Source organism: Paenibacillus sp. J31R120 (assembly GCF_056269225.1).
The window spans coordinates 135,173-153,136 of sequence record NZ_JBWDNN010000002.1 but is presented as its reverse complement, the minus strand read 5'-3'; the positions used below and the strand labels follow the sequence as shown (position 1 = coordinate 153,136).

Genomic DNA, 17,964 nt, shown 5'->3' with positions numbered 1-17,964 from the left:
CTTCGTACCTCGACGTCATTTTATAAACTGAACAATCTATGTTTAATGATTCGACGCGGTATGGAGTCCGACCTTTTTTCTCCTCATGCGCGTAGGATTTATTGGAGGTCAGGATAATCGCTCCTTTCTCATACCGCTCCGCGATGATCTGGAAGAAATAACTACTGGCGGAACTCTGGTTCAATTAATTCTTAATTTGTGTCACTGCTTTAGTTCGTCTGTAATACTGGATTTCAATTTCTTGTTGTAATTTCAGTTCTTTAATCTCTTTAACAAATTCTTTATGCGCCCTAAATTTCTTCACTTTACCATTTTCCATTAAAACTCCAACAGTATATACTTTCTTTTCAACTAATTTTCCCCTTATAGTTACATAATCCTGTTTGACTAAATCAAGACTAGTCATTGTTAATACAATCAAAAAAATTGGCAGTGGAATAATCTGTATTAAAATTATCCAGGTAGGTATTTGCACATTTTGCACAATAAAATTCGAAAACAATCCATTTAAAGAAACAAATATACATATTACTGAGAGAAGTAGTGATGACTTAAGTAATTTTATAGTCTTTGATTTCATTGTTGTTATTGTCCTTTCATTATTTGTGGTATTTCATCTAACATCTTATTTACGAACATCTTAAATAACTCTATGCAGAAAGTATTCGTGAAATTATTTTGCTATCCTGCCTATCAACGTAATGTGACATTACCGGCCCAATACCTTTATTTTCTTTTGACATCAATCATCCATTTAGAATTTTCAAATTTGATATGGAGGCAACTTGGAGGTTTTTTTGCATTGGCAAAAGGGTTAGTTTCCCTAACGCTTGAATATACCGATTGCTTAAAGCCGCAAAGCCCATTACGATACCTATAAGGACACTCGTCCTTCTGTACACCGCATGAGGCGTCCACCCAATGAACGTTTCACGGAAATATTTATAAATACGCGCATTCTGTCCCATACTTAGGTCTATCAACTTAAGAGACGACTTCATCTTACTGATTCTTTCAGGAAGGGAGATCAGACCATGGAAAAGGAATTTACATTGACGCAAAAGCTGTTGACTCTGCTCGATTCGGAATATCGCTGGTTTACTCTGGCCGAAATTGAAGAGCAGCTTGGCGTATCGGACAAAACGATCCGTAAAATTATTGACGAAACCATACAGGAGCTTCCTCCTTCGATTCATATTGAGATTTCCCGCGGAAAAGGCGTCATTCTTCATTATGAGAAACGAAATGTCGCGATTGGCGAAGTCATCTCATCCATGTACAGGCAGAGAACCTTATATCAGCTGCTCGATTTGCTGTTCGCCGAGGGGGGCCAAAGCTCACTGGAAGAGCTGGCCGACAAGCTGTATATGAGCTCTTCCTCGCTGAAAAAGCTGATTATTCGGCTGAACAATCATGAATTGAAACGATATCATCTCCGCATCGCGTATTCCATGCCCGAGGTCAAAGGCAATGAAATGAATATCCGTTATTTTTATTGGAAGCTGTATCACGATGCTTATGAATTTTCCGGCTGGCCGTTCCCCGGCATGGATCAGACTCAAATCCACGAATACATCACGACAATCGAGTCGGAGAATGATATCGTGTATTTCCTCAATGCCAAGCGGAGCTTGTCCTTTCTGGCAGCCATTATTATGACGAGGGTACTGCAGGGCAAATATGCAGACGTTCCGAGGGGGCAATACGACTGGGAGAACAGCATGCTCCACTCATCTGTTACCGCATTGGCCCGTGCGCTTGAGCAGAGGTACTCCATTCATTTGCCGATGGACGAAATCCGGTTCCTTCAAGCCATGTTCAGCTTGGGCCAATACAACTATTATGATAATGCGAAAGTCAGCACGATGATCGCGATGGAGAAAACCAGTCTCGTGCAGATCCAAGAGGAAAAATATCAAATTGTTAATCATTTTCTCATGCTTGCGCTCAACGCTTTTCCTGCCATTGATATGAATGACCGGTTCATCTGGGAAGTCGGGGAATTCTTTGAGAAGCTGCGGCTGGAAAATGTGCTGCCCGATATGATCGCGATCTCGACAAGCAACCTGACGGAATATGTCCAAAAAGTATGCAGTCCCATGTACCAACGTGTAAAGAGCTGCATGCAGGAATGGAGTCAGCGGTATCCCGATATTCTGTATAATGACTATCATCTGACGAAGCTGACGTTATTGATCATCTCCAGCTTGCGCTACAAGAGCAAAAGAGCTTTCCTGCTGATCGGCGGGGAATTCTCCATCCGCCATTACGTAGCTAAGCTCATCAAGAATGAAATCGGTGACGAGCTGATCATCAACACCTCCATTATGGAGGGTCTTACCGATGAAATCATTCAGAAGCACGGCATTGATTTTGTCATCAGCACCTTCCCCGTTGAGCTGAATAGCGTTCCCGTGGTCATCATTTCAACTATACCGACCAAGCGGGATCTGGAGAATATCCGCAAGGAGTTAATGCAACCATGAGGCCCATGGTTGCATTTTTCCGTTAAGCTCCGTAACTTTCTGGTCTTGGTTCTCCCGCTGATTATTACTATGATGGAGACAGCAAGATAATAAAGCGCTTTCTTAAGAGGGAGGCCAGCAGGAGGAGCAACATGAGTATACATTTGGGAGCAAAATTGGGAGATATCGCAGAACGTGTGCTGCTGCCCGGCGATCCGCTTCGGGCAAAGTTTGTAGCAGAGAACTTTTTAGAGAATGTCCATTGCTACAACGAAGTGAGAGGCATGTATGGGTATACCGGGCTTTATAAAGGGGTTCCGGTGTCGGTCCAAGGCACAGGAATGGGCAACCCTACGATGAGTATTTATGCGACAGAGCTGATTCAGGATTACGGTGTCAAAAAGCTGATCCGTATCGGTACATGCGGCGCCATGCAAAAAGAGCTTCAGGTCCGCGATATCGTGCTGGCCCAAGCCGTATCATCAGACAGCAATATGATGGAAAAAATATTTTATGGCTGCAATTACGCTCCTACAGCCGACTATGGGATGTTAAGCAAGGCCCATCAACTGGCTCAGGAGAAAAGCGTCAATGTCTTTGTCGGCAATATTTATAATTCGGATGAATTCTACAGGGAAACGCTGGATCGTCTTCATAAATTCATGGATTTCGGTGTGCTCGCGGTCGAGATGGAAAGTGCGGCGCTGTACACGCTGGCCGCTAAGTATGGTGTGAAGGCCCTGTCCATCTTAACGGTAGGCAGCCATCTGCTGACCAATGAACGCTCCTCTCATCAACAAAGCGAGAAGTCGTTCCATGACATGGTGGAAGTGGCGCTCCATACGATCTTAGCTGACGAATAGTCTTGAAGAGGATGTTCAAAAAGCCAACTTTTTGAACAAGCACTTTTAATGGTTTTCTTTTATGCCAAATATGCTCCTAGGGGGAAAAAGCGATGGGAATCAAACGCGGACTGAAATATGATTTTTCATTGTTGGCCATTTTATTAATTCCGATCGGTATCGCAATCAACTTTGTCGGTGCGCAAATTGTGCTCCTGCTCAAGCTGCCGATCTTCCTGAACACCATCGGAACGATTCTGACCGCTATGATTGGCGGTCCTTGGGTTGGTATGATTACGGGCGCAAGCACCAATCTCGTAGTCGGAATAACGAACCCGGTCTCATTCGCATTTACACCTGTACAAATGGCCGTCGGTCTGGTGGTCGGCGTACTGGCCATGAAAGGGATGTATACGAAGCTGTGGAAAGTCATCTTGGCTTCATTAGTCGTCGTACTGACCGTACTGATCGTTGCATCTCCGATCCAGGTGCTGATGTTCGGCGGTGCAACCGGCAACTCCTCAGATGCCTTGGTCGCTACATTCCTGGCTTCCGGACAACAGATATGGACAGCCGTATTCTCAACCAAAATTGTATTGGAAAGCGTCGATAAAATTCTCACCAATCTCATTGCCTTTGCCATTGTGATGAAGATGTCCCCGAGATACTTATCCAAGCTGAATTACGGCGCGATATTCATCAAAAAGAAATGACGTATAGCCAGTAATGGTTGCGCTCTTTAGAAGGAGGGGTTCTTGTGAATAATGAACGGTCCATGCTAAGCCGTCTTTATCCAACAACCAAGTTTTTCATTACCATCGCTTTATGTTTGGCCGCCTTTATCGTACCCGGCTACGGGTTCAGCTACGCCGTTCTGCCGATCTGCATGGTGCTGGCCTACTTTGCCGGCAGCTTCAAGGAATTTTCCAATCTGGCGGTCAAGGCACTGCTCATGATTGTTGTGTTCATCTTTATTCTGCAATGCTTCTTCTATCCCGGCAAAGACATTATGTGGAGCTGGAGCATCTTCTCCATCAAGCGGGAAGGTCTGGAGTTTGCCCTGTTCCTGACATCCAAAATCGTGGCGGTAGCATCGGCGTTCATTCTGTTCTTCCGCATCACCAAGGTCAAGGACTTGGTCTATTCTCTGGAACAAGTCGGCCTGCCGTCCAAAGTAACTTATGTGATCTTGTCCACGCTACAGCTTATTCCGGAGATGAAAAAGCTAACCCATGTCATCATGGATGCGCAAAAAACGAGAGGCGTCGAAACCGAAGGCAAGCTTTTTGTCCGCATGAAGGCTTTCATACCAACGCTTAGTCCGCTTATTCTCGGATCGGTGGCAAGCACGGAGGAACGGGTATTAACGCTGGAATCGAGAGCTTTCTCAGCCAAAGTGAAGAAAAGCAGCATCTACAAGCTGGAGAAAACAAAGGCTGACCGGCTGGTTCAAATTCTGCTGCTTGTCCTGCTTGTTATTCTAATCGTCTGGAGAGTTGCGCTATGAGTATTATAACGATCAAGAATTTATCCTACCAATACCCCATTAGCGAGACTGATGCACTTAAAGACGTGAATGTAACGATCGAGAAAGGCAAGCTGTATGCGCTGGTTGGCGCCAACGGAGGCGGAAAAACAACCCTGTGCAACGTTATCCGCGGGTTTATCCCCCATTTCTACAAAGGGGATCTGCGCGGCGAGATGCTGATTGAGGGCAAAGATATCCGCGAGTGGGAATTGGGCGAGCTTTCGCAAAAAATCGGCTATGTGTTCCAGAATCCTTTTACCCAAATTAGCGGCGTGAAGGATAACGTGTTCGAGGAAATCGCATTTGGCCTTGAAAATCTGGGCATGGAGCCCGAGCTTATCCGTGAGAAGGTGGCTCAGGTTATTGAGATGCTGGGAATCGGCTATTTGCGGGACAAAAACCCGTTTGAGCTCTCCGGCGGCCAGAAGCAGCGGGTTGCCCTCGCTTCCATTATCGTCATGGAGCCGGATGTGCTGGTCATTGACGAGCCGACCTCCCAGCTTGATCCGAAGGGCACGGAAGAAGTATTCAAAATTATTGAGCTGATGAAGAAGAAAGGAAAAACGATCATTCTCGTCGAGCACAAAATCGAACTGATTGCCGAATATGCCGATTACGTCATCCTGCTGAACGAGGGTGAAGTGGTGATGCAAGGTAACACGAAAGAGATTCTTACCGATGAGCGCGCCCTTTCATTCGGGGCCGCCATCCCTCAATATTCGATGTTCGGCCTGGAAATGCGCAAGCGCGGAATGGATCTCGGTACGATACCGTTAACGGAAAAAGAAGCGATTGAAGCCGTGAAGGCTTGGATGAAGAAGGGGGTAAAAGCATGAGCTTCCTCACTTTGACGAACGTATCCTTTGCCTATCCGAACGGGTATAAAGCAGTGGATGGAGTCAACATGACCTTCAATAAAGGCGAGTCGGTTGCCATTGTAGGCCAGAACGGCGCGGGTAAAACAACGACGGTCAAGATGATGAACGGGCTGCTGAAGCCTTCCGAAGGTGACGTCGTCATTGATGGCTGGAATACGCGGGATTATACGACCGCGCAAATATCGAGAAAAGTCGGCTATGTGTTCCAGAACCCGGATGACCAAATCTTTCATAACGATGTGTATAGCGAGATTGAATTCGGCCCCCGCAAGCTGGGTCTGCCGGAGGACCAAGTCAAAGCGAATGTCATGAAAGCGGCGGAGCTGGCAGGTGTCGTCCCATACCTTAAGGACAATCCCTACAACTTGCCTTACTCCATGCGCAAATTCGTCACGATTGCCTCCGTCATTGCGATGGATTCCAGTGTCATCATTCTGGATGAGCCGACAGCAGGCCAGGATATTCCGGCTATGGAGCGGCTGTCTCATCTCATTGAGACCTTAAAAAAAGAAGGTAAAACCATTATTACGATTACGCATGATATGGAATTTGTCGTGAACAACTTCCAGCGGGTCATCGTCATGGCGAACCGCCAGGTCATTGCGGATGACGACAAGAGGGCCATCTTCTGGAATCTGGATGTATTGGAGCAGGCGATGCTGAAGCAGCCGCATATTAGCAGACTCTGCTACTCCCTGGGTATCGGCAGCAACATCCTGGCGATACCGGAGCTTGCGGACGAGCTTGCCAAGCATAAGTGAGGGAATAAGGGAGTGACGATATGGAGCAGGTAAAGCACATCCTGTTGGATGTGGATACTGGTGTGGATGATGCCCTGGCGCTCATCTTTGCCGTTAAATCCAATAAGCTGCACATAGAAGGCATTACAACGGTATTTGGCAATGTGGATGTGAAGCAGGCGACGGAGAATACGCTCCGGGTGCTGGAATTGGCACAGCCCCGCTACGAGATTCCGGTTGCCATGGGGGCGAATGCTCCTTTGTTTCGTCCCCGCCGCGAGAATGTAACCGCCATTCATGGAGCAAACGGCCTTGCCGGATACGAGCTGCCTGAATCGAGCCAGTTGCCAGTGGACGAGCGGGCATCCGACTTCATCGTGCGAAAGGTGCGGGAACAGGCGCATGACATTACGCTGGTATTCACCGGCAGGCTGACTAATCTGGCAGTCGCCCTTGCCAAAGATCCGTCGATTGCGCAGAAGGCGAAGCTGGTGCTGATGGGAGGCGCCGTCAAGGTGCCAGGGAATACGACGCCAGTGTCCGAGGCTAACATCCACGGCGATCCTGAAGCGGCGCACCGGGTGTTCGAATCCGGGATTCCGATTACGATGGTAGGCCTGGACGTGACCGGGAAGGCCAAATTCGGCGAAGCTCATTTTCATGAGCTGATGAACGGCTTTAGGGATGAACAGGCAGAATTAAGAGCATTCATGCAGCATATCTTCACATTCAGCTTTGAGGCAAGCGAGCGCTTGAACGAGGGCAAAAACCGGCTAATGCATGATCCGCTGGCACTGGCTGTCGTCGAGGATGCTTCCCTTGTAGAGATGGAGGATTATTACGTCTATATAGAGACAAAGGGTCAGCTATCCTCCGGTGCGACGCTGGTCGACTTCAGACGGCCGCCGTCACGGACCAATGCCTCCGTATGTATGCATGTCCGTGAAGAGGCATTCCTGCAGCATTACATTCGCACGGTGCTGTCATAACCGTCAGACGAAGGAGGAGCATGATTGATGCACCGAATATTATTGGATGTAGATACAGGGGTTGACGATGCGCTGGCGATTGCCTACGCTGTCCGGTCCCAGGCTCTGGATGTTATCGGGATCACAACCTGCTTCGGAAACGTACCGGTGGACCACGCGACACGCAATACGCTCCATGTGCTGGAGCGGCTAGGAGCAACCGGGATTCCTGTCGCAATGGGCGAAGCCGCCCCATTGTTCCATCCCTCTAAGAAGGACTATCCCGCCCAGTTTCATGGCGAGAATGGGCTTGGCGACCTGACATTCCCCGATCCGGCAGGCAAGCCGGTGTCAACTCCCGCGGCGGCCTTTATGGTAGATCAGATTAGGCGATACCCCAAGCAGGTGACGCTCATCTGTGTCGGCCCATTGACCAATCTGGCTGCTGCCATTCTGCAAGCGCCGGAGATTACTACACTGGTGCGGCAGGTTATCGTAATGGGCGGAGCTGTGGAGGTGGCGGGTAACCGCCGGATGCATGCGGAGGCGAATGTATATTCCGACCCGGAAGCGGCTCAGCTCGTCTTCCAATCCGGAGCTCCGATTACGCTGGTCGGACTGGATGTCACCATGCAGACTGAGCTCAGGCTAGAGGATATTCAGCAGTGGAGAGAGCTGGATTCGGACCTTACCCGCTTCCTGGCTGACATTACCTCCTACTATATCGAAGGCTACCGGGAAGCCTATGGCGATCGGACAGGCTGTGCCCTGCATGATCCGCTGGCGGTAGCTGTTGCGATCGACCCGAGCCTGGTCGAGGTGCAGCCAATGGTTCTCCAGGTAGACCTCGAGGGTGTCCACTCCTATGGCAGAACCATTGCCGACCTGCGTCCGCGCTGTACAGACCAGCCGAACGTCAACGTCTGCACCCGTGTCGACGCCAAGCGGTTTCAGGATCATTTTATGAAGACATTAATGACATAAACAGCAGTAAAAGGAGTGTACGCCGGGTGCGTGCACTCCTTTTATGTAGCTAGCCGGACAGGCGAGTCCGTGGATTATAACAAAGGGCAGTTCCAGATCGTGACGATCTGGAACTGCCCTTTTCTTTGCATCATTAGTGTTGCGTGGCAACGTTATTTCACCTTTTGAGGCGATTTGGAGCATTTAACGTTTCTCAGCACCACTATTTTCGAGTTTCTTCACATTTGATGCGATTAGTGTTGCGTGGCAACGTTATTTCACCTTTTGAGACAAATTCTTTGTCGTGTAGGGCTAAGCGCTGCAGCATTTTTTGAATTTCTTGCCGCTGCCGCAGTAGCAAGCATCATTGCGCCCAATCTTCACCGGGTTCAAGTGCTGGCGTGACCCTGTTTTCGAAGGGCTCGCCGCCTCGGTCAATTCAGCAGCTGTATATCCGCCATTCGACCACACTCTCGTATGGTTTGCAACCTCCGTTACCAGGCTGACGAATTTTTTCGCTTGATTGAGATCCTGGAACACGATCCCTCGATCTGTAAGCTCACTCAGAACCTCATCCATCCCGCTTTCCCAGGAGAGCATAAGCTGGATATTCTCCATGACCAGAGAGGCAATCCCCTCCCTCTGCTCAAGCTCCTTCTGAATATACAGCTTTAACCTGTGCAGCTGCGGTGTCATTTCATAATGCGCCGGGCTGGCATACTTAAGAAACTCCTCTTGGTTTGGCAAATAATGAGGCTTGTCCTTTATTTTAGCCAACAACTCCTCCAGCTCGGAGAGTTCAGCCTCTTCAAAATACGTATCGATCAGGTAGCCATTCTGGTGCCATACAAATGGCTGCTCCCTGTTACTGTGAAACTCGCCGACTGTACGCAGAGCATGAAGCTCAATGGGAACGGCTTGATGCGAATTATAGATTTCTACAACCCGCTCCGGCTTGGATGCGCCGTACAGGTGAACTGCAGCAGTCATATAATCCAGCACCAGTTGCTCATAAGTCCTTGTCTTGTTTACATGCGACCAATCCAGCTTCTTCAACGCTTCTTTTATTTCAGGCGGTATAAAGTAACCGTATTGGCCCTCTTGCATCACGCTCACGAGCACGCCATTATGAATGAGAAACCTGAATTTGACAGGCATATATTCACTTACAGTTACAGATTCCGAAGTCAGCAGCCCCTGGTAAAAGCTGAATTCATCGTTATGCATAAGCAAAAGGATCTCCTGCAATGCCTCCGGTTGAACAATAGCCTCCGCTAATGCGGACACCAGGTCAGCCTTGTTCAATTTGGAGCGTCCAACAATGGCATAAGCGCTTGCTTTCTGCATGAGGCTATCTTTTTTCTGCTGCATGAGCACATGGTTCAGCCCGAATTCAGATACTGACTCCAACACATAATTACGATTCAAAGCTATTTCTGTCTTCTTATTTAAGTTACTCATATTCCTCTCCATCTCTTGCAAAAATAAACGGTCATGCCTTGCCCTCCTGACTACTATACCACTACCTTCGCTGAAATGCTTCTTCCCTGAAAATTATTAATCGTTTTAATTTTCACGCATGTTAGCCAGAAGATTCAGTTAAATCTCCCTATTCATCTATCCATACCATCTATTAACTTTTGAATACGATGTAGTATTCGCTAGCAGAGAGGGGGAATAGGCATGAGCAAAAAAGTAGAGATTAGCCAGCGCTTTGACGATGACGAAGACTTTGACTTCGAAGACTTTGAACGCAACGGCCGCGGTGGCGGCGACAGACGCCGTCAACTCCGCAGACTGAGACGCTTGTTGAGACGTCTCCTTAGACGCCTGCGCAGATTGATTCGCCGCGGCGCTGACCGCCGCGAAATTCGCAGACTGAGACGCCTCATTCGACGCATCCGCCGACTCATTCGCAGATTGGAAGATCGAGATCGAGATCGGGATCGAGATCGGGATCGAGATCGGGATCGAGATCGGGATCGAGATCGAGATCGGGATCGAGATCGGGATCGGGATCGAGATCGGGATCGAGATCGAGATCGGGATCGAGATCGGGATCGGGATCGAGATCGGGGTCGAGATCGGGATCGGGATCGAGATCGGGATCGAGACCGGGGTCGAGATCGAGATCGAGATCGGGGTCGAGATCGGGGTCGAGATCGGGGTCGAGATCGGGGTCGAGATCGGGGTCGAGATCGGGGTTAAGGCAACTCAAAACCTGTAAGATGGCGATGGCCTATCTTACAGGTTTTTTGTATACCGGGCAGGGCGCATCAATAAAGGTCCATCTTTTCGAGTTAGCGGGACAACCGTCTGCTTTTCCGTATAACGCGGAAATAAATCAATGAATCACCCTATCAATCTATCTATACCATTTCAAATCTACTGAATAGAATGAACTATTCTTGAAGAGAGGGAGATGGAGATGAGCAAAAAAGCAGAGATCAGCAACCGCTTTGATGATGATGATTTTGACGATTTTAATGATTTCGATGATTTTGATTTTGATGATTTCGATTTTGACCGATTTGATCGCTTTGATCGCTTTGATCGCTTTGATCGCTGTGATCGCTTCGAACGCGACCGTGATTGCGGTGACGGACGGGGACGCAATCGCAGAAACCGCAGAATCAGACGTCTGATTAGACGCCTGCGCATTCGCCTGCGCAGATTGATTCGCCGCGGTGGTAACCGCGAAGAAATCCGCAGACTGAGACGCCTGATTAGACGTCTTCGCAGACTTATTCGCGAAATCTAATTCGCTAGTGTTAACCGATTGTAGATGGCAATCCTCTGTCACAAAGGTATCGCGCAACCTGACCCGTAAGATGGACAAGAGTCCATTTTACGGGTTTTACAATTCTAGCAGCTAAATTAATCATCCATTAACAAATGGCATTTATACTTAGCATCATGAAGCAATTATTCTATGTCGAAAGAAAGGAACTCATCATATGGGAATTCATACGTATTTTCAATCGCTGACCGATCTGGAGCGTATCATTCGTTGCCCGGGCAAATTCAAATTTCAGGAGCATAGCGTGTCCGCTCATTCATGGAAGGTCGTACAATACGCAAAGACATTGGCGGACATTGAAGAAAGCAATGGCGTCACCGTCAACTGGAAGAAGCTGTACGAGATTACAAGCAGTCATGATTACGGCGAAATCTTTATTGGAGATATTAAAACACCGGTTAAACATTATTCGCTAGAGCTTCGCTCCATGCTGCAGCAGGTCGAGGAAGGCATGGTCGCGCACTTCATCGACGAGCATATTCCGGAGGAGTTCAAGCCGATCTTCCGCCGTCAGCTGCGCGAAGGCAAGGATGATTCCATCGAAGGCCAGATTCTCGAAGTGGCTGATAAGCTCGACCAGATCTATGAGGCGTTCGCAGAGCTGCAGCGAGGCAATACCGAGAAGGAATTTATCGTCATGTACCGGAGCGCATTAATCAAGATTAAAGGCATTAACTTGCACTGCGTCACCTATTTTCTTCAGCACATCCTGCCTGACATGGTCAGCGAAGGCGCAAGATCCCCCATTGATATCGCGAAAATTACAAGCGAGGCTCTGGCGTCATAACATATGCTTCAGCGCAGAGCCGTTTATACGCGATCATCCCCATTTACAACCTCTCGCACATCATGAAAGCTTCCCTGTATCATGCAACATTTCCTTGATAATCCCTCAAAGCCCTTCCTACGCACACCAATTCCTCTCCTTATTCCACGTAACGATTTCTCGCTGCACCAAGGCCCACTATCCCGAGCAAGACCGATGCAGCAACCAAAATCATTAGAGGAGCCTTCCAGCTTTGGGTGGCGTCATGCAGGTATCCAAATAGCGCCGGGCCCGTTGCGGCGAGCAAATACCCTACTGATTGCGCCATACCAGACAGCTCAGCCGCTTGCCTGGAGGTCTTGGTGCGTAAGCCCAAAAACATCATGGACAAGCTGAATGCAAAACCCACGCCCATTCCGAGCAAGATAATCCAAGCAATCAGCAGATTAGAGCTTCCATACAGCAAACCAAGCGTTCCCGACAATAAAAGAACGGACGTAATGATAACCAAATAACGCTGGTTAGACATGCGAGCTGCCATGACAGGTACGATAAATGTAAAAGGAAGCACAGCCAGTTGCATCATAGACAGCAGCCAGCCGGATTGATCGGAGCTCACGCCTTGCAGGCGGAGCATATCAGGAAGCCATGCAATCAGCACATAGAACAACATAGACTGAATGCCCATGTACAGAGTGATTTGCCATGCAAGCGGGGATCGCCATACATTCACCCGGCGCTCGCTTTCCGAACTCACCGAAGCCATTACCGCCCGGCGGGAGCGAAGCTGCGGCAGCCACACCAATAGAGCGATAAAGCTTAAGATCCCCCATATGCCGAGCGCACCCTTCCATCCCAATCCTGCGCCCACCGCAAGCGGTACACTGATGCCTGAAGCAATAGCTCCGCACAAATTCATGGAGATAGAGTATACACCCGTCATGACGCCCAGCCGATCGGGAAAATCACGCTTAATCAATCCCGGCAGCAGTACATTGCACACAGCGATAGCCAGTCCCAATATGGCTGTACCCCCGAATAAAGCGGCTGTGCCGGATGTAGAACGCAGTACAATGCCGATGAATAAAAACAAAATCGCAACAAGCAAAACTCGCTCCATGCCATATCGTCCTCCAAGCCGAGGCACGAACGGAGACAGTAGTGCAAATGCCAACAATGGCAGTGTCGTAATCATTCCGGCCCAAGTGCCGGTCAATTGCAAATCTCCTCGAATGAGCTCCGACAACGGACCTACCGATGTTAAGGGCGCCCTCATATTCATCGCGATAAAGACGATCCCAGCAATAAGTAAAAAAGCTGCCGAAGGACGGCCAAAGGTGCTTTGTTTCTCCGTATGCTCTTGCATTCGCTCTGTTGCATTCATGTTGACTTCCTCCTATTGTATCTCACAATTCATTAGAGATGACTGATATTTTATATATTATAATATACTTATTATTTTATATTGTACATAATAATATATAAACTACATTTTGTCCACTTCCGTATTCTGCCTCAATTCTGCATAACTAAACGCAATTGCTGAAACACAAAAAATCCTCAACCCATGCGGATTGAGGGATTCAATCGTATATTTATAGCTCGAAAGCTGCACATTAGTTGTATCTCAAAATGAGGTGCAGTACGGCAAGCTCATCACTCGGATTCGTATAGGAATGTGGCTCGTCTGAGCGAAAGCTGATGGAATCATAGGCATTCAGCCTATAAGTCTCATCCTTCACGTTGATCTCGATCATGCCGGACATGACTGTAGCAATCTCTGTCGTGTGCGGATGATGCATCTCCGGATAATAAGAGCTATTCGGCTGCAAATACGCCCGGCACATCTCGACATCTTGGCTGCTCTGCTGAAAGATCGGTTCGATCAGCCAAGCTTCGCCGTCGCCGGCTATTCTGAGTCCTTCTCCCGCACGCGATACTTGAACGCCGCTTTGATCGAAGAAGAGCGCCATCAGAGGAACCGAGAGGCTCTTGGATATTTTCCACAGCATGCCTATGGTTGGGTTCGTATCTCCCCGCTCAATATTGCCAAGGGTCAGCTTGCTGACACCCGACACTTGCGCCAGCTCCTCCAGGCTCAGCCCCTTGTCCTTTCGCAGCTTCTTGAGGGCGGAGCCCACTTGCAGCACGACTTGCTTCGGGTCATCGATCTCCATTGGTTGCAGCCCCCCATTTTGTGTCTTCAGTCCGTAATCATCACTTTCCCTATTATAATGGAACGTCTATTATAAGCAAAATATCCTGCGCCGCTGTACTTGCTGCAACAAAAAGCTGACTCCGGTATAAACCGGAATCAGCCTGAGCATTACGTATTACCTATAACCGCTGAGCAGGAGAATACACCGCTGTTGGCAGTCGCCTTTGCCCGAAATCGTCTATCCCAGCTTCTGGCCGCAATTCGGACAGAAGTTCGCACCTTCCGTTTTGGTTCCGCAATTCGGACAGAAGTTCGGCTTGGCGCCGTCTTGGGAAGCAGGCTGGTTTGCTGGCGGCTGCTGTCCGCTTGACTGTTGCTGTCCCGCAGGCTGTTGCTGACCGGAGCCCGGAGCAGGCTGTCCGGCGTTACCCCCGCCATTTTGATTCTGGCCCATGTTCTGCATCATCTCTTTGGCGATATTCATGCCCATCATCATGCTCGCCATATCCGCTGCAGCGCCGCCGCCCTGCATTTTGCCCGAAGCCATACCGTCCACCATCGACACCTGCTGGTAACGCTGCATATCGCCGATCATGCTATGGGAAGCCGTCTTCGTAATCATTTGCTGAATTTCCGGCGGGTAGTTGAAGCTCATCACCTGGAAGCCTGTAATGCTAATGCCGCTTGCCAGCAACTCCATGTCCAGATCTTCCTTAATCCCTCTGGAGATCGCATGGGCATTCGCTTGCAGGTTGAACATATCCTTGCCTTCGGTGCTGATCCACTTCATCAGCAGCTGATCCAGCACCGACACGATTCTCAGGCGTACATCCTCCACCAGATAACTCTCTCGTACACCCGCGATTTTATCAATAAACGTCACATAATCCTTGACCTTGAATACAAAGGTGCCGTTCGCGCGAATCGGCAATCCTCCCGGAAGCTGCGGCGTTGGAATCAGAATCGGATTTTGCGTTCCCCATCTGACGGTGAATTCCTTCGTGTTGACGAAGACGACTTCCACCCGCATGCCACTGTTGAAGCCAAATTTAAAGCCCTTCAGCGTAGAGAGAAACGGGATGATTTGCGAATCAACCGCGTATTCCCCTTCATCCTGAAAGATACCCTCAATCTTCCCGTTATGAACGAAGATCGCGTCTTGTCCGGGACGAATGATCAGCTTGCTTCCTTTCTTGATCTCGTTGTTGCTCCACTTCCAAAATATCATGTCATCGCGGAACTCTTCCCATTCCACAACGTTAGCGAATTGATTTCTGAAAAATGACATAAGACTGCTCCATCCTCTCTAAGTTAAAATGATCCTCTACTGCCGCTATGCGAGTGACCGCCCGAGGTCCGTCCCCCGCCACCACCACCGCCGCTGGTATTGGTCGGTTTCGGTATCCGCTTCTTCGTAACCGTCGTGTTCAGGTAGTTGTCATGCTTGTTGATAATGCCTGAGGTTCCGGCATTCGCATAGGTTCCTGCATTCACGGTTACACGCCCGCCTGCATTCGCTCTCATTCCCCATACGATGAAAAAGGCGACGAAGAAGGCGACCGCCAGCTGGAACCAGCCATTAAATACAATGTTATCCGGGTTAACACCCGGCTTAAACCCCATATAGCGGTTTGCAGTACTTATATAATCGGAAAACGCTGAGTAATAATAGCCGCCTGACAAATTCGACGTGATTTTGTTGCGGATTTTGTCCAGTCTGCCGTCATCCAGAAGCGTCTTCGCTTTGTAGAAGCCAGCAAGATACACTTCCCTGTTCTTCATATCCATGGTCAGAATGACTGCGTTGCCATGAGGCTTGTCATAACCCAGCTTCTTGTTGTCATAGAAATCCTGAGTCAGCTTCACCACATCGACGTTCTTCTCGTTATTCGTGGTATAAATGATAAAGTCCGTTTCCCGTAAATCAGCATAACTCGCTGCAGCATTTTCGAGCAATTGTATTTCGTCCAAATCCAGCAGCTTGGCTTCGTCATAGATCATGCGCTTCGGCTCAGCGGCATAGACGGTGGACGAAAAGAGTGGCGAGACGAATACGGCAAGCATGACAAGGAGCAACGCAGCTCCTATCCATCGTTTCCCTTTCTTCACCAGAAACCGCCTCCCATCGCCATGGAGACACACTTCACGGAAATCAAAGAAGCCAAGAAAATTCCCGAGAACCACATGAACATTTTGCCTTTGCTGATCGGCGGGCGGCCAACCACTTTGCCTGTCTGACCGTTCATCGCAAACGTGTATTTCGTCCGGTTGTGATCATAATGGAATACCCACACCGGCAGCAGCACATGCTCCGCTTTGCGCGCCGTCGTATCAATATCCTTGCTCTTATAGGTTAACGTGTGGTATTGCGACATGGTTGAGCGTACATAGGAATCAATAAAACCGTCAACCTTATGCTGAGCTCTCGGCATCAGCTGGTTGTCATCGTAATTGTATTTTTCCGCGATGTATCCGGCGAGGTAAGGCGTCTTGAAGTCCTTCAGCTGGTCGTATGGGAACGGCTCCAGCTTATCCATCAGCTCGTCGTTCATCTTCTCCGACGCGTCCACAGGCACCTTTACATAATCCAGGGTAATATCTCGGTACACGTCAAAATGCTGCGTCTCGGTATAAATATAGTCGCCACGAGTGTAAGATCTCACTCTCGTGCCATGCGCCCGCACCTCTACGTCGCTGTGCAAATCATACAGCCAGAACGGGACATATAAGCCCGTAATGCCTTTGATCCGGTTCGCCCGCATGAAGCTGCCTGGTGTCAGCCGCCCGTTCTTGCACCATTTCTTGAACGCCTTCTGCGCCTGGTCTTTGCTAATCGCAAATGGGATGACCTGCGACGGGGCGAATTTGCCTGCCATCCGGTCGATCAGTACGACGCTTGAATTACAAAAGCTGCACATCGTGGCCGTTGTCTCCGGCTCGGTCACGATGACAGCGCCGCAGCTATTGCATTGGTATTCCTTCATCTCGCCCTGGCCGAATACGGAAGAGCGCGGAGCATCCGTGTAGTGCTCGATATTATCCTTTCTTCCGCAGCTCCCGCAGGACAGCATGCCCGATGCGCTGTCAAACGCCATTTCCCCGCCGCAATTCGGGCATTTGTAGTCGACTACTGCCAATTCCCTCACCTGCCTGATATCATGATCTTCAATCTCGATTGTTCAGCCTATTCTTAAGCTCAGCCAGCTCATCAACAGGACTTTCGACTTTGCCTCTCTCCAGCTCAGCAAATCGCTCGTCCAGATCGCTGCTTTCATCCTTTTGCAGCTCCGCAATCGCGAGCGCTTCGTAATAGGCCTGCTCCGCTTTCTCTTCCAGGGCGCCTAATGCCGCCCCGTTCATCTTCTGCCCGGATTGTGAAGCGGCCAGCTTCCCCTTTGCTTCTAGCACACGCGCTTCGAGCGCTCCGACGTCGGCTGACAGTTTGTCCTGCAGCTGTCTCATTCGCTTCACATTGACCGCTGATTGGTCGTATGCGAATTGCAAGGATATCTCCTTCTTCGCCTCTGCTGCCTTCAGCTCAAGGAACCGCAGTGCTTCATCATCCCTGCCATCCTGCACCATTTTCTCCGCATAGCGCTGCAGCTTCCGAATCTCGGCTTGGCATTCGTCCAGCTCTCTTCTTGCTCTGCTTTCATCCGCCAGCATCGAAGCCATCTCGGCTTTTACTTTGCCCAAATCCGAATTCAGGTCTCTCATATATTCGTTCAATGCCTTCACCGGATCATCCGACCGGTTCAAGCCGGCATTCACATTGCTCGACATAATTGTTTTAAATCTGGACAGGATGCCCATAGACGAATCCCTCCTTAGATATTTCTTGCTCCTTGTTCTAATA

Annotated in this window: 19 protein-coding genes; 10 read left to right on the top strand and 9 right to left on the bottom strand. The window is 49.1% G+C overall.

Features of this window, described 5'->3' with window-relative positions; all coding sequences use genetic code 11:
- Window positions 1-184: 184 nt before the first annotated feature.
- Window positions 185-580: a hypothetical protein gene (locus AC0YNW_RS07295; protein WP_475831375.1), complete on the bottom strand. Its 396-nt coding sequence runs from the start codon at window positions 578-580 to the stop codon at window positions 185-187.
- A gap of 454 nt (window positions 581-1,034) precedes the next feature.
- On the opposite strand from AC0YNW_RS07295, the gene AC0YNW_RS07290 reads away from it, so the two are divergent.
- The 8 genes from AC0YNW_RS07290 (at window position 1,035) to AC0YNW_RS07255 (ending at window position 8,405) form a co-directional block, all read left to right on the top strand.
- Window positions 1,035-2,486 (top strand): helix-turn-helix domain-containing protein, encoded by a 1,452-nt coding sequence (locus tag AC0YNW_RS07290; RefSeq protein ID WP_475831374.1) that lies wholly within the window; start codon window positions 1,035-1,037, stop codon window positions 2,484-2,486.
- A 131-nt stretch (window positions 2,487-2,617) separates the two neighbouring features.
- Window positions 2,618-3,328 (top strand): purine-nucleoside phosphorylase, encoded by a 711-nt coding sequence (gene deoD, locus AC0YNW_RS07285; RefSeq protein ID WP_387477893.1) that lies wholly within the window; start codon window positions 2,618-2,620, stop codon window positions 3,326-3,328.
- 92 nt (window positions 3,329-3,420) lie between these two features.
- A complete protein-coding gene (locus AC0YNW_RS07280; RefSeq protein ID WP_387477890.1) occupies window positions 3,421-4,020 on the top strand; it encodes an ECF transporter S component in 600 nt (199 codons plus the stop codon).
- Between the two features lie 44 nt (window positions 4,021-4,064).
- Window positions 4,065-4,814, top strand: coding sequence for an energy-coupling factor transporter transmembrane component T (locus AC0YNW_RS07275; RefSeq protein WP_387477887.1), 750 nt, complete (start codon window positions 4,065-4,067; stop codon window positions 4,812-4,814).
- A complete protein-coding gene (locus AC0YNW_RS07270; RefSeq protein WP_387477884.1) occupies window positions 4,811-5,671 on the top strand; it encodes an energy-coupling factor ABC transporter ATP-binding protein in 861 nt (286 codons plus the stop codon). Before AC0YNW_RS07275 ends, AC0YNW_RS07270 begins: the two co-directional genes overlap by 4 nt.
- A complete protein-coding gene (locus AC0YNW_RS07265) occupies window positions 5,668-6,474 on the top strand; it encodes an energy-coupling factor ABC transporter ATP-binding protein (RefSeq protein WP_475831373.1) in 807 nt (268 codons plus the stop codon). The genes AC0YNW_RS07270 and AC0YNW_RS07265 overlap by 4 nt, the downstream gene beginning before the upstream one ends.
- Before the next feature lie 20 nt (window positions 6,475-6,494).
- Entirely contained in the window at window positions 6,495-7,442 is a 948-nt protein-coding gene (locus tag AC0YNW_RS07260) for a nucleoside hydrolase (protein WP_475831372.1), read from the top strand.
- Between the two features lie 27 nt (window positions 7,443-7,469).
- Window positions 7,470-8,405: a nucleoside hydrolase gene (locus AC0YNW_RS07255; protein ID WP_475831371.1), complete on the top strand. Its 936-nt coding sequence runs from the start codon at window positions 7,470-7,472 to the stop codon at window positions 8,403-8,405.
- Window positions 8,406-8,696: 291 nt separating this feature from the next.
- Here the strand turns inward: AC0YNW_RS07255 and AC0YNW_RS07250 are convergent, their stop codons facing one another.
- On the bottom strand, window positions 8,697-9,845 hold the full coding sequence (locus tag AC0YNW_RS07250) for an SEC-C metal-binding domain-containing protein (protein ID WP_475831370.1): 1,149 nt from the start codon (window positions 9,843-9,845) through the stop codon (window positions 8,697-8,699).
- 448 nt (window positions 9,846-10,293) lie between these two features.
- A complete protein-coding gene (locus tag AC0YNW_RS07245) occupies window positions 10,294-10,602 on the bottom strand; it encodes a hypothetical protein (RefSeq protein ID WP_475831369.1) in 309 nt (102 codons plus the stop codon).
- Window positions 10,603-10,812: 210 nt separating this feature from the next.
- On the opposite strand from AC0YNW_RS07245, the gene AC0YNW_RS07240 reads away from it, so the two are divergent.
- Window positions 10,813-11,145, top strand: a complete 333-nt coding sequence (locus tag AC0YNW_RS07240) for a hypothetical protein (RefSeq protein ID WP_475831368.1) — start codon at window positions 10,813-10,815, stop codon at window positions 11,143-11,145.
- Window positions 11,146-11,341: 196 nt separating this feature from the next.
- Entirely contained in the window at window positions 11,342-11,971 is a 630-nt protein-coding gene (locus AC0YNW_RS07235; protein WP_387477866.1) for an HD domain-containing protein, read from the top strand.
- Window positions 11,972-12,110: 139 nt separating this feature from the next.
- On the opposite strand, the gene AC0YNW_RS07230 is transcribed toward AC0YNW_RS07235, so the two are convergent.
- The 6 genes from AC0YNW_RS07230 to AC0YNW_RS07205 all read right to left on the bottom strand — a co-directional run bounded on the left by AC0YNW_RS07230 (window position 12,111) and on the right by AC0YNW_RS07205 (window position 17,921).
- Window positions 12,111-13,334, bottom strand: a complete 1,224-nt coding sequence (locus AC0YNW_RS07230; RefSeq protein ID WP_475831367.1) for a CynX/NimT family MFS transporter — start codon at window positions 13,332-13,334, stop codon at window positions 12,111-12,113.
- 232 nt (window positions 13,335-13,566) lie between these two features.
- Window positions 13,567-14,127 (bottom strand): helix-turn-helix domain-containing protein, encoded by a 561-nt coding sequence (locus AC0YNW_RS07225; RefSeq protein WP_475831366.1) that lies wholly within the window; start codon window positions 14,125-14,127, stop codon window positions 13,567-13,569.
- 219 nt (window positions 14,128-14,346) lie between these two features.
- Entirely contained in the window at window positions 14,347-15,396 is a 1,050-nt protein-coding gene (locus AC0YNW_RS07220; protein ID WP_475831365.1) for an SPFH domain-containing protein, read from the bottom strand.
- A gap of 23 nt (window positions 15,397-15,419) precedes the next feature.
- On the bottom strand, window positions 15,420-16,172 hold the full coding sequence (locus tag AC0YNW_RS07215) for a TPM domain-containing protein (protein ID WP_475832171.1): 753 nt from the start codon (window positions 16,170-16,172) through the stop codon (window positions 15,420-15,422).
- Between the two features lie 41 nt (window positions 16,173-16,213).
- Window positions 16,214-17,245 (bottom strand): TFIIB-type zinc ribbon-containing protein, encoded by a 1,032-nt coding sequence (locus AC0YNW_RS07210; RefSeq protein ID WP_475831364.1) that lies wholly within the window; start codon window positions 17,243-17,245, stop codon window positions 16,214-16,216.
- 28 nt (window positions 17,246-17,273) lie between these two features.
- Entirely contained in the window at window positions 17,274-17,921 is a 648-nt protein-coding gene (locus tag AC0YNW_RS07205) for a PspA/IM30 family protein (protein ID WP_475831363.1), read from the bottom strand.
- Window positions 17,922-17,964: the final 43 nt, after the last annotated feature.

Excerpts from the sequence above, each read along its gene's own strand:
- AC0YNW_RS07255 (WP_475831371.1), top strand. The coding sequence starts at position 7,470 with ATGCACCGAATATTATTGGATGTAGATACAGGGGTTGACGATGCGCTG.
- AC0YNW_RS07270 (WP_387477884.1), top strand. The coding sequence starts at position 4,811 with ATGAGTATTATAACGATCAAGAATTTATCCTACCAATACCCCATTAGC.
- AC0YNW_RS07235 (WP_387477866.1), top strand. The coding sequence starts at position 11,342 with ATGGGAATTCATACGTATTTTCAATCGCTGACCGATCTGGAGCGTATC.
- AC0YNW_RS07230 (WP_475831367.1), bottom strand. The coding sequence starts at position 13,334 with ATGAATGCAACAGAGCGAATGCAAGAGCATACGGAGAAACAAAGCACC.
- AC0YNW_RS07205 (WP_475831363.1), bottom strand. The coding sequence starts at position 17,921 with ATGGGCATCCTGTCCAGATTTAAAACAATTATGTCGAGCAATGTGAAT.
- AC0YNW_RS07225 (WP_475831366.1), bottom strand. The coding sequence starts at position 14,127 with ATGGAGATCGATGACCCGAAGCAAGTCGTGCTGCAAGTGGGCTCCGCC.
- AC0YNW_RS07295 (WP_475831375.1), bottom strand. The coding sequence starts at position 580 with ATGAAATCAAAGACTATAAAATTACTTAAGTCATCACTACTTCTCTCA.
- deoD (WP_387477893.1), top strand. The coding sequence starts at position 2,618 with ATGAGTATACATTTGGGAGCAAAATTGGGAGATATCGCAGAACGTGTG.
- AC0YNW_RS07260 (WP_475831372.1), top strand. The coding sequence starts at position 6,495 with ATGGAGCAGGTAAAGCACATCCTGTTGGATGTGGATACTGGTGTGGAT.
- AC0YNW_RS07240 (WP_475831368.1), top strand. The coding sequence starts at position 10,813 with ATGAGCAAAAAAGCAGAGATCAGCAACCGCTTTGATGATGATGATTTT.
- AC0YNW_RS07250 (WP_475831370.1), bottom strand. The coding sequence starts at position 9,845 with ATGAGTAACTTAAATAAGAAGACAGAAATAGCTTTGAATCGTAATTAT.
- AC0YNW_RS07220 (WP_475831365.1), bottom strand. The coding sequence starts at position 15,396 with ATGTCATTTTTCAGAAATCAATTCGCTAACGTTGTGGAATGGGAAGAG.
- AC0YNW_RS07290 (WP_475831374.1), top strand. The coding sequence starts at position 1,035 with ATGGAAAAGGAATTTACATTGACGCAAAAGCTGTTGACTCTGCTCGAT.
- AC0YNW_RS07280 (WP_387477890.1), top strand. The coding sequence starts at position 3,421 with ATGGGAATCAAACGCGGACTGAAATATGATTTTTCATTGTTGGCCATT.
- AC0YNW_RS07215 (WP_475832171.1), bottom strand. The coding sequence starts at position 16,172 with ATGCTTGCCGTATTCGTCTCGCCACTCTTTTCGTCCACCGTCTATGCC.
- AC0YNW_RS07265 (WP_475831373.1), top strand. The coding sequence starts at position 5,668 with ATGAGCTTCCTCACTTTGACGAACGTATCCTTTGCCTATCCGAACGGG.